This is a genomic window from Pseudomonas sp. Sample_9, assembly GCF_004307535.1.
GTDB classification, from domain to species: Bacteria; Pseudomonadota; Gammaproteobacteria; order Pseudomonadales; family Pseudomonadaceae; genus Aquipseudomonas; species Aquipseudomonas mercuritolerans.
This window is the reverse complement of record NZ_RAZO01000227.1, coordinates 1-1,706: the sequence shown is the minus strand read 5'-3', so window position 1 is coordinate 1,706 and position 1,706 is coordinate 1. Positions and strand designations below refer to the sequence as shown.

Below are 1,706 nucleotides of genomic sequence, written 5' to 3'. Positions count from 1 at the left end.
GCATGCTCATTGACGCAAATCGGGTTTATGATGCCCAACGGCAGAATAATACGAGTCCCCCCAGGGATGACCTCGACCCCTTACGGAGCGCGCAATGCAGACTTTGTTTCCGCAGATCAAACCCCACGCCCGGCACGATCTGGCTGTCGATGACACCCATACGCTGTACGTCGATGAAAGCGGCTCGCCGGAGGGTTTACCAGTGGTGTTCATCCACGGTGGCCCCGGCGCTGGCTGCGACGCCCAGAGCCGACGCTATTTCGATCCGAATCTGTATCGCATCGTCACCTTCGACCAGCGCGGCTGCGGTCGCTCGACGCCGCACGCCAGCCTGGAAAACAACACCACCTGGGATCTGGTCGAAGACCTTGAGCGCATCCGCAAACACCTGGGCATTGAAAAATGGGTGTTGTTCGGCGGCTCCTGGGGTTCGACCCTGGCGCTGGCCTACGCGCAAGCCCACCCGGAGCGGGTGCATGGCCTGATTCTGCGCGGGATCTTTCTCTGCCGTCCGCAGGAAATCGAATGGTTCTATCAGGCCGGCGCCAGCCGTCTGTTCCCCGATTACTGGCAGGACTACATCGCGCCGATCCCGCTGGACGAGCGCGACGACCTGCTCAACGCTTTCCACAAACGCCTGACCGGCAACGATCAGATCGCCCAGATGCATGCGGCGAAGGCGTGGTCGACCTGGGAAGGGCGCACCGCGACCCTGCGGCCGAACCCGCTGGTGGTCGATCGTTTCTCCGAGCCGCAACGCGCGCTGTCGATCGCGCGGATCGAATGCCACTACTTCACCAACAATGCCTTCCTTGAGCCGAACCAGTTGATCCGCGACATGGGCAAGATCGCTCATCTGCCCGGCGTGATCATTCACGGTCGCTACGACGTGATCTGTCCGCTCGACAACGCCTGGGAATTGCACCAGGCCTGGCCCAACAGCGAATTGCAGGTGATCCGCGATGCCGGCCACGCCGCGTCCGAGCCGGGCATCACCGATGCGCTGGTGCGCGCCGCGAGCAAAATGGCCCAGCGCCTGCTCGACCTGCCGCTCGAAGAAGCATGAAGGCGCTGTTGCAACGCGTACGTGGTGCGCGGGTAGAGGTCGCCGGCGAGGTAGTCGGCGCGGTCGATCAGGGTTTGCTGGTGCTGGTGGCGGTAGAACCCGACGACACGCGTAACAGCGCCGACAAACTTCTGCATAAACTGCTTAACTATCGAGTATTCAGTGACGCCGAGGGCAAGATGAATCTGTCCTTGGCGGATGTGGGTGGCGGGTTGCTGCTGGTCTCTCAGTTCACTCTCGCCGCCGACACCAAAAGCGGCCTGCGTCCGAGCTTTTCCACGGCCGCACCGCCGGCGCTGGGTGAAGAATTGTTCGACTATTTATTGAGTCAGGCGAAACAGGTGCATGGCACTGTGGCATCAGGTAGATTCGGCGCCGATATGCAGGTGCACCTGGTCAACGATGGCCCGGTAACCTTTTTGTTACAGACCTGACAGTGCCTGAAACACCTTTTTCGGTAATTTCGACTGTTTTTAGGCTGTTTTCGCGATAAATACTTTGTTACCCCTGATGCGTTGTCATCCGGGCTACTAGATAATCGCGCGCTGCGGGGATCGACATTCGTTGATCCGTTTTGACTTAGGTAGAGACTTGTCTGGATCCGATTGGGGAATCATTTTGCCCCGGCGGAGTCGGAACA

Annotated in this window: 2 protein-coding genes; both read left to right on the top strand. The window is 59.8% G+C overall.

The genetic code is table 11. The features are described from left to right. The first annotated feature begins 94 nt into the window (after window positions 1-94). The gene (pip, locus tag D6877_RS13075; RefSeq protein WP_130911057.1) at window positions 95-1,066 is read left to right on the top strand and encodes a prolyl aminopeptidase; all 972 of its coding nucleotides are present in this window, start codon (window positions 95-97) and stop codon (window positions 1,064-1,066) included. Next, on the top strand, window positions 1,063-1,500 hold the full coding sequence (gene dtd / locus D6877_RS13070) for a D-aminoacyl-tRNA deacylase (protein ID WP_130911056.1): 438 nt from the start codon (window positions 1,063-1,065) through the stop codon (window positions 1,498-1,500). The genes pip and dtd overlap by 4 nt, the downstream gene beginning before the upstream one ends. Window positions 1,501-1,706 lie beyond the last annotated feature (206 nt).